This window comes from Piscinibacter sp. (genome assembly GCF_050175855.1).
Taxonomy (GTDB): Bacteria; Pseudomonadota; Gammaproteobacteria; order Burkholderiales; family Burkholderiaceae_C; genus Piscinibacter.
In genome coordinates this window covers 1-8,210 of the sequence record NZ_JBFXIO010000236.1, presented here as the reverse complement: position 1 = coordinate 8,210, position 8,210 = coordinate 1, and the positions used below count along the sequence as shown (strand labels likewise).

Here is an 8,210-nt window from a genome sequence, read left to right as displayed (position 1 = left end):
AGCGACCTGGTCGGCAAGTACATCAACATCGCCAGCCGCGCCGCGGGCTTCCTGACCAAGCGCTTCGGCGGGCACCTCAGCGCCGACATCGGCGTCGAGGGCCGCACGCTGCTCGACGGCCTGCGCGCGCACCGCGGCGAGGTCGAGCGCCTCTACGAGGAGCGCGAGTACGGCAAGGCGCTGCGCGAGATCATGCTGCTGGCCGACCGCGTCAACGAGTACGTCGACACCCACAAGCCCTGGGAACTGGCCAAGCAGGCCGGGCAGGATGCGGTGCTGCACGACGTCTGCACAGTGTGCATCGAGGCCTTCCGCGTGCTGACCATCTACCTCAAGCCGGTGCTGCCGGCCCTGGCCGCACAGGTGGAGGCCTTCTTGAAGGTGGCCCCGATGAGCTTCGCCGACGCCTCGCGCGCGCTCGGTCGGCACCAGATCGGCGAATACAGGCACCTGATGCAGCGCGTCGACCCGGTGCTGCTGGACAAGCTGTTCGAGCCCCCGAAGGTGGAGGCGCCCAAGCCCGGCGGCGAGGACATCGCGCCGACCATCGGCATCGACGACTTCGCCAAGATCGACCTGCGCATCGCGAAGATCGTCGCCTGCGAGCACGTCGAGGGCAGCGACAAGCTGCTGCGCCTGACGCTGGACGTGGGCGAGGGACGCACGCGCAACGTCTTCTCCGGCATCAAGTCGGCCTACAAGCCGGAAGACCTGGTCGGCAAGTTCACCGTGATGGTGGCGAACCTCGCGCCGCGCAAGATGAAGTTCGGCGTCAGCGAAGGCATGGTGCTCGCCGCCAGCCACGCCGACGAGAAGGCGAACCCGGGCCTGTACGTGCTGGAACCCTGGCCGGGTGCCACGCCGGGCCTGCGCGTGCGCTGAGCGTTCAGAAGCGCGTCGGCACCGGCGCGGCCCGTGCGGCCGCCGCTTCCAGCGGCAGGCGCAGGCTCACCCGGGTGCCCACGCCCGGCTGCGAATGCATCTGCACGTCACCGCCGTGCGCCGCGGCGATCTGCCGCACCAGCGCCAGACCGAGACCGTTGCCGTCGTAGTGCTTGCGCAGGTGCAGGCGCTGGAAGGGCTGGAACAGCCGGGGAATGTCCTCGGCCGCCACGCCGATGCCGTTGTCGGTGACGCTCACCACCGCCTCGCCGCCCTCGACGGCGGCATGCACGCGCACCTCGGGCCGCTGGCCCGGCGGCACGAACTTCAGCGCGTTGGACAGCAGGTTCTGCAGTGCGAGCGCCAACAGGCTCTCGTGGCCGCGCACCACCGGCAGGTTGTCGATGGCCACCAGCGCGCCGGTCTCGCGGATGCGCGCGGCCAGCGACTGCAGCACCTCCTGCATCACGCGGTCGAGTTCCACCGCGTGGCCGGGATCGCCGCCCGACCGCTGCACACGCACGTAGTGCAGCACGTCGTCGAGCAGGCGGCGCATGCGCGCGCCGGCGCGGCCGACCAGACCCAGCCAGGCGCGGGCCTCGGGAGCCAGCTGCTCGCCATGATCGCTCTCGATCAGGCCGGTGAACTGCACGATGGTGTTCAGCGGCTCGCGCAGGTCGTGCGACGCGATGTGCACGAACTGCTCCAGCCCCTCGTTGGCGCGCCGCAGCTCAGCACCGGCCGCGGCCAGGCGCGCCTGGCTGTCACGCAGGTCGGCCATGGTCGCCGCCAGCAGCTGGGCCGGGATCAGCGCGGCGGCGTAGGCGGTGTAGACGAACAGCTCCTGCCACTGCGCGGTGAAGGGTGGCGGCACGAACACGCCCACGGCCAGGCTCACCGCCACCACCAGCGAGACCAGCAGCACCAGCGCCAGCGTGGCGCTCAGCTCCAGCACGATGGCCGCGAGCAGCAGCGGGATGGCGAGGTAGACGAACGGGAACGGTACGTGGGCGAGGCTGAGCAGCGTCACGCCGGCGGCGGCGGCGCCGAGGGCGAGCACGCGCCAGTCGAGCAGGTCGCGCCGGATCAGGGCGCGATCGTCCAGCCGCAGGCAGATCACCAGCGCCAGCAACGAGATCGAGCCGATCGCCGAGCCCTCGAACCAGCGTTGCCACATCGGCATGAAATCGCCCGCGCCGAGCGCGCGCAGCGTGAACGCGCCCAGCGTGGCGCCGACCAGCTGCGCACCGACCGCTCCCACGGCCAGCAGCCGCAGCATCGCCGCCGGCGTGCGCAGGCCGTTGCGCGCGACGCCGAGGCGGCGCAGGCCCCAGGCGGCCAGCAGCGTCTCGACGACATTGGCCGGTAGGAAGGCCAGCGCCATGGCCAAGGGCGTGCCGTGAACCAGGTTGCCCAGCAGGTTGCCGGTGACCACCGCCGCCACCAGACCGGGCCAGCGCCGCCGCGAGGCCGTGGCGAGAAAGCCCATCGCCAGCGCGTTTGCGAACCACAGGTTGGCCACCGAGCCAGGCTGACGCGACAGCGCGATCGACGCCGCCGCGGTCGCCGCGTACAGCAGCCCGAGCAGTGCCGCCTCGGCGGCCGGATGCGGCGGCGTGCGGGGCGCCATCCTAGTCACCCTGCCCCGACCGCCGCCGCAGCCCGCGGCCAGCCGCCGCCAGCGCCATCAACAGGCCTGCCAGCAGCAGCGCAACGCCCAGCCAGGTGGCCCACGGCGTGCGCTGCAGCGGCGGCGGCTCGGCGAGCCAGCGGCGCAGCACGGCCTGGCGCTGCGCGCCAGGCAGCGAGCGGATGGCGTCGTCGAGCGCCTCGCGCAGTTCCGGCCAGTCCTTGCGAACGGCAAAGGACAGCGCGTACTCGAAGTCCGCCGGCGCCACCACGCGCAGCCCGTCGAGCCGCTGCGTGGCGACCACGTGGGCGAAGCTGGCTGCATCGACCACAGCCGCCTCGAAGCGCCTGTGCAGCACGCCGCGCAACGCCACGGCGTCGTCGCTGACGCCCTGCCAGGCCACTGTCGGATAGCGCCGGCGCATCACCGGCTCGACCGCGTAGCCCAGCCCCACCGCGACCGGCTCGCCGGTCAGGGCGGCCAGGCGGCGCTCGGGACGATCGGCGCGCATCACCACCACCGCCGGCACGGACACGTAGGGCAGCGTGAACAGCGCGTACTCGCCACGCTCGGGCGTGGCTCGCAGCGACGAGACCAGGTCCGCCTCGCGCCGGCGCAGCGCCTCGAGCTGCTCTTTCAAGGGCCGGGCCGGCAGGGTGTGGACGTTCAGGCTGGCCCGCTCCTGCAGCAGCCCGAGCATCTCGACCGACAGGCCGTCGATGCGGCCGTCCTCGCGCTGGAACACGAATGGACCGTAGTCGCGCTCCGGCGCGAAGCGCACCGGCTGCGACGGACCGGCCCATCCGGCCGCTGCACAGGTGGCCGCACCCGACAGGGCAGCCGCGACGAGCCACGCGCGAAACGGGCTCACGAACCGATCAGGTCGACCAGCCCCTGGGCCTGCCCGGAAGCCAGCGGCTTGGTCACGAAGCCGCGCACGCTGCCGAAGCCCTCCGCGCAGCGACGGTCCGCCGGATCGGCCGAGGAACTCAGCATCACCACCGACGGCGTGCGGCGCCGCACCGTGGCGGCTTCGTAGGCGCGCAGGAAGTCGAAGCCGTTCATCCCGGGCATGTTGATGTCCAGCAGGATCAGGTCGACGCCGGGGCAGTCGGGCCGTTCGAGCCAGGCCAGCGCGTCGCGCGCCGACTCGAAGTCGACGATCTCGCGCACCACCTTCGCCCGCTCGAGCACGATGCGGGTGTAGATGAGATCGGGCTCGCTGTCGTCGATGAGCAGGATGCGGTCGAGCATGGGAGCGACTCCTGCGAGAGATCGTAACGACGATCCTCGCGGCGTGCATCCCTCGTCGCGCGGCGCGCTCAAGCCTGTCGAGTCACCCGCATCACCTCACGTCATCTTCTTCGCTGCTGCGGCCAAGCCGGTGAGCACGCAGGTCCACCCACAGCGGCGGCGCAGCCATGGCCATCAGCAGCGCGGCGATCGGCACGGTGGCGCTGAAGCCGACGTGCTTGAACGCCAGGGCCCCGGCGATGCCGCCGACGAAGAACAGGCCCAGGATGGTGGCGTGGATGCCGAGCTTGTCGCGGTTGGCCAGCACCCGGTGACGGTCGTTGCCGGCGCGCGAACGATTCCAGTAGAGCAGCCGTCCGAGTTCCAGCCCCAGGTCGGTGATCACGCCAGTCATGTGGGTGGTGCGGATCTCCGCCTGGGAGATCTTGGTGACGATGGCGTTCTGCAGGCCCATGATGAAGCACAGTAGCAGCACGGTCGACGGCAGGAACACGTCGACGAACAGCTCGAGGTTGGCACCGAGCAGCCCGAACACCAGCAGCAGCACGGCCTCGAGCATCAGCGACAGTGCGAACTCGCCCTGCAGCGCGCGGCGTCGCGCCCAGTTGATCAGCACCGCCGTGACCGCGGCCCCGGTGACGAAGGCCAGCAGCGCCGACACGCCCGCCATGGCCAGCGCGAACTGGCCCAGCACGATGTCGTCGGCAATGCCGGAGACCACGCCGGTCATGTGCGAGGTGTAGCGCTGCACCGCGAGGAAGCCGCCGGCATTGATGGCACCGGCCACGAACGCCAGCACGGCGCCGAGCTGCCGGTTGCTGCGCCGTGTGCGCGTGCGGCGCGTCAGGCCATGCAGGAACTCCGCGGGCATCGCGTGGCGCCGCTCTAGCGGCGCGCCGCGGGCTTGCGCGCGACGACCTTGCTGCGCGTCGGATAGGCCACGCCGTGCCGGTCGAGGTAGTCGCGGATGAGCTGGCGCACCACCTGCGAGGGCGTGAGGTCCTGCGCCGCGCACAACGCCTCGAAGGCCGCCTTCTTGGCCGGGTCGATCAGCAGGGTGAGGCGGGCGGTCTTGGATTCCATGGCGATTCCCGGCAGCGCATCTGATTCACATCATATGTTAATCATCTGCATGTTCGATGGGAAAGGCATACTGAAGGCCGCATGCAGCTTCACCCATTCCGCCCGCGATTGGTCGACGCCGTGCGCGGCTACGATGCCGCGCGACTGCGCGCCGACGTCGCCGCAGGCCTGACCGTCGGCGTGGTGGCGCTGCCGCTGGCGATGGCCTTCGCGATCGCCTCGGGCGTCAAGCCCGAGCAGGGCGTCGTCACCGCCATCGTGGCGGGCTTCCTGATCTCCGCGCTGGGCGGCTCGCAGGTGCAGATCGGCGGGCCAGCCGGCGCCTTCATCGTCATCGTCTACGGCATCGTCGAGCGCTACGGGCTGACCAACCTGCTGATCGCCACCTCGCTGTCGGGCGTGCTGCTGTTCGTGATGGGGCTGTTCAAGCTCGGCGCGCTGGTGCGCTACATCCCGGTGACCATCATCATCGGCTTCACCAACGGCATCGCGGTGCTGATCGGGCTGTCGCAGGTGAAGGACCTGCTCGGCCTGAGCATCGACAAGCTCCCGGCCGACTTCTTCACCCAGATCGGCGTGCTGGCGCGCCAGGTGCACACGCTCAACCCGGTGGCGCTGGCAATCGGCCTGTCCTGCCTCGCGCTGGTGGTCGTCTGGCCGAAGTCCTACACCATGCCGCTGGACAACATCGGCTGGCGGCACCGCCTGTACCGCCTCGCGGCGCATGTGCCCGGCACCATCGTCGCGCTGGTGCTGGCCACCGTGGCCACGGCGATGCTGAACCTGCCGGTGGAGACCATCGGCAGCCGTTTCGGCGGCATTCCGCAGAGCCTGCCCGACCTGCACCTGCCGCCCTTCAGCTGGGACAGCGCCAAGCAGTTGCTGATCCCGACGCTGACGCTGGCGATGCTCGGCGCCATCGAATCGCTGCTGTGCGCGCGCGTGGCCGACAACCTGATCGACGCACCCCGCCACGACCCCAACCAGGAGCTCATGGCGCAGGGCGTGGCCAACATGGTCACGCCGGCCTTCGGCGGCATTCCGGCCACCGGCACGATCGCGCGCACGGTCACCAACGTGCGCTCCGGCGCCACCAGCCCGATCGCCGGCATCGTGCACGCGCTGACGCTGCTGGCCGTGGTGCTGGTGGCGGCACCGCTGGCGCTGAACGTGCCGCTGGCGGCGCTGGCCGGCATCCTGCTCTTCGTCGCCTGGAACATGGGCGAGTGGCGCGAGTTCGCGCGGCTGCGCCAGTTCAGCGTGCAGTACCGCACCATCCTCGTCGGCACCTTCCTGCTGACGGTGGTGTTCGACCTTACCGTGGCGGTGCAGGTCGGTCTGGTGCTGGCCTGCGTGTTCTTCATCTACCGCATGAGCACGCTGTTCCGCATCGAGCCGCGCGAGCTGGCCGAGGCGCCGGCGGGCGTGCAGGTGCGCGAGGTCTACGGCGCCCTCTTCTTCGGCGCGGTCGGCAAGCTCGAGGCCCTGCCGGCGCAGCTGCCCGAGGGCACGCACGCCCTGGTGCTCGACATGCACCGCCTGATCGCGATGGACACCTCCGGGCTCGATGCCCTCGAGCAGCTGCAGCGCACGCTGGCCAAACGGGGCATCACGATGCTGCTGGCCGAGGTGAACGAACAGCCGCGCTCGCTGATGCGGCGCGCCGGGTTCGAGGCGCACCTGGGCGAGCAGTCCTTCGCGCCGACATTGGCCGAGGCCCTGCAGCGCTGCCGCGGCTGAGCGCGCAGCGGCTCAGTGCCGCCAGGGCCTCTTCGCCGCGAGAAAGCCGGCCAGTGCAGGCGCGCACGCCGCCGCGAGCGCTTCGCGCCGCGCCGACAACCAGCCGAGCGCGAAGGCCGCAGCCGGGTCGGCAGCCGGCGCGGCCGTCAAGTCCGCCCAGGCCACGACCGCGTCGTTGAGCTCGCCCAGCCGCTCCTGCAGCGCAGCCAGCGCCTGCAGGTAGCGCGTCGTCTTCTTCGCGCCGAGCAGGCCGCGCGCGAACTCGACGCCGTAGCGCAACTGCTTGACGCGCTTGCGCAGCCGGTGCCGCGAGGCGTCGTCGAGCGCAGCGAAGCGCTCGGCATCGCGCCGCACCTGGCGATGCCAACGGTCCAGGCGCGGCACGAGCAGGTCGCCGGCCGGCTCCGTGGGCGGCTCCGCGCTCGGCTCCAGCGTGGCGGCCATCAGGTCGAGCAGCAGGCGCTGCGCAGCGCTGTCGCGCACGATCTGCACCGGATCGGACGCGGCCTCCAATGGCAGCTCCGGCGGCACCAGCGGCGAGCCGCAGGCCGCCATCGCCGCGGCGAGCTGCGCGCGCAGCGGCGCGCCCACGGCAGCCTGGTCGCGCGACGCTCCGAGCGCGCGGAACAGGCCGGCCGCGCCGTCTTCCAGCGGATCGGCCGCGCCTGCCGGGGCGAACAGACGCAGCGCCGTGCGCAGCCGCCGCAGGCCGACGCGCAGCTGGTGCAGGTGCTCGTCGCCGAAGTCGCCGCTGGCCAGCTGGCTGGCGTTGATCGCCACCTGCTGCAGGCATTCGCCCAGCACCTGCCGGCGTGCGGCGGGCACCGCGATGCCGTCGTCGAGCGACACGCGTGCCGACTTGCGCGCCGCTGCGCGCGGCGTGCCCTCGGCCAGCAGCGTGCCGCGCTCGGCTTTGCTCCGCATGTCCAGCCACAGCCCGTGGCGCTGCACCCACTCGCCGACCACGGCGAGCAAGGCCGTGGGAGAGCCCTCGAGCAGCTCGATCTCGAGCTCGCACACCGGCAGCGAGGCTTCGCCGGCGGCGATCAGCCCCTGGTCGAAGGCCAGCTCCAGCACGGCGCCGTGGCGGCGCAGCGTGCGCGCCGTGCGGCGGATGTCGGTGCGGTAGCGACAGGACAGCTCGGCGCCGGGCCGCGCGGCCAGCAGCGCGGCCAGCCGCTCTCCGGCGGGCGTTCCCTGGTGCAGGGTGAGGTCGAGCTCCGGCAGCGCCGCGCTGCGCTCGCGGCGCGGCGCGTTGTGCTCGAGCCTTGTCATCGCGTCGGCGCCGCTGGCCTTGAGCGTCTGCACCCAGCGCGTGCCTTCGCGTCGCAGGCGCAGGGCGACGCCGGCACGCGCCAGCAGGCCGTCGCCGGTGTCGAAGTACGCGGCCTGCAGGCGCAGCGGCCGCCCTGTCGAGCGCCCCGCCACCGCCGCCTCGACACGCGCACGTCGGTCCGTTGGCACCTGGAACTTCAACTCGATCTCAATCATGGTTCGATCTTGTCAGATGCCACCCCCGAGCTTGATGAAAGTGGCCTGCATGGGCTGCGCTATGCTTTTGCCCGTCATCACGGAAAGATCAGAAGACTGTGGGATTTCTCGACGACCTCAAGCGGCAGGC

Annotated in this window: 8 protein-coding genes; 2 read left to right on the top strand and 6 right to left on the bottom strand. The window is 71.5% G+C overall.

The genetic code is table 11. The annotated features are described in order from the left end of the window. A partial coding sequence (gene metG, locus AB7U92_RS17000) for a methionine--tRNA ligase subunit beta (RefSeq protein WP_428579434.1) occupies positions 1–882 on the top strand: 882 nt, incomplete at its 5' end. Positions 883–886: 4 nt separating this feature from the next. Here metG and AB7U92_RS16995 read toward each other — a convergent pair. The 5 genes from AB7U92_RS16995 to AB7U92_RS16975 all read right to left on the bottom strand — a co-directional run bounded on the left by AB7U92_RS16995 (position 887) and on the right by AB7U92_RS16975 (position 4,849). Then, positions 887–2,512: a sensor histidine kinase gene (locus tag AB7U92_RS16995; RefSeq protein ID WP_428579431.1), complete on the bottom strand. Its 1,626-nt coding sequence runs from the start codon at positions 2,510–2,512 to the stop codon at positions 887–889. Between the two features lies 1 nt (position 2,513). Beyond that, the gene (locus AB7U92_RS16990; protein WP_428579428.1) at positions 2,514–3,383 is read right to left on the bottom strand and encodes a transporter substrate-binding domain-containing protein; all 870 of its coding nucleotides are present in this window, start codon (positions 3,381–3,383) and stop codon (positions 2,514–2,516) included. Beyond that, a complete protein-coding gene (locus tag AB7U92_RS16985; protein WP_428579425.1) occupies positions 3,380–3,766 on the bottom strand; it encodes a response regulator in 387 nt (128 codons plus the stop codon). The genes AB7U92_RS16990 and AB7U92_RS16985 overlap by 4 nt, the downstream gene beginning before the upstream one ends. A gap of 91 nt (positions 3,767–3,857) precedes the next feature. Next, positions 3,858–4,637 (bottom strand): YoaK family protein, encoded by a 780-nt coding sequence (locus tag AB7U92_RS16980; protein WP_428579422.1) that lies wholly within the window; start codon positions 4,635–4,637, stop codon positions 3,858–3,860. Positions 4,638–4,651: 14 nt separating this feature from the next. Further along, positions 4,652–4,849, bottom strand: coding sequence for a ribbon-helix-helix protein, CopG family (locus tag AB7U92_RS16975; protein WP_428579420.1), 198 nt, complete (start codon positions 4,847–4,849; stop codon positions 4,652–4,654). An 81-nt stretch (positions 4,850–4,930) separates the two neighbouring features. Between AB7U92_RS16975 and AB7U92_RS16970 the strand changes: the two genes are divergently transcribed. Next, positions 4,931–6,589, top strand: coding sequence for a SulP family inorganic anion transporter (locus tag AB7U92_RS16970; protein ID WP_428579417.1), 1,659 nt, complete (start codon positions 4,931–4,933; stop codon positions 6,587–6,589). Between the two features lie 12 nt (positions 6,590–6,601). Here AB7U92_RS16970 and AB7U92_RS16965 read toward each other — a convergent pair whose 3' ends face one another. After that, a complete protein-coding gene (locus AB7U92_RS16965; RefSeq protein ID WP_428579414.1) occupies positions 6,602–8,080 on the bottom strand; it encodes a CHAD domain-containing protein in 1,479 nt (492 codons plus the stop codon). Positions 8,081–8,210: the final 130 nt, after the last annotated feature.

Coding starts and splice junctions, on each gene's coding strand:
- AB7U92_RS16995 (WP_428579431.1), bottom strand. CDS start 2,512: ATGGCGCCCCGCACGCCGCCGCATCCGGCCGCCGAGGCGGCACTGCTC.
- AB7U92_RS16985 (WP_428579425.1), bottom strand. CDS start 3,766: ATGCTCGACCGCATCCTGCTCATCGACGACAGCGAGCCCGATCTCATC.
- AB7U92_RS16980 (WP_428579422.1), bottom strand. CDS start 4,637: ATGCCCGCGGAGTTCCTGCATGGCCTGACGCGCCGCACGCGCACACGG.
- AB7U92_RS16975 (WP_428579420.1), bottom strand. CDS start 4,849: ATGGAATCCAAGACCGCCCGCCTCACCCTGCTGATCGACCCGGCCAAG.
- AB7U92_RS16970 (WP_428579417.1), top strand. CDS start 4,931: ATGCAGCTTCACCCATTCCGCCCGCGATTGGTCGACGCCGTGCGCGGC.
- AB7U92_RS16965 (WP_428579414.1), bottom strand. CDS start 8,080: ATGATTGAGATCGAGTTGAAGTTCCAGGTGCCAACGGACCGACGTGCG.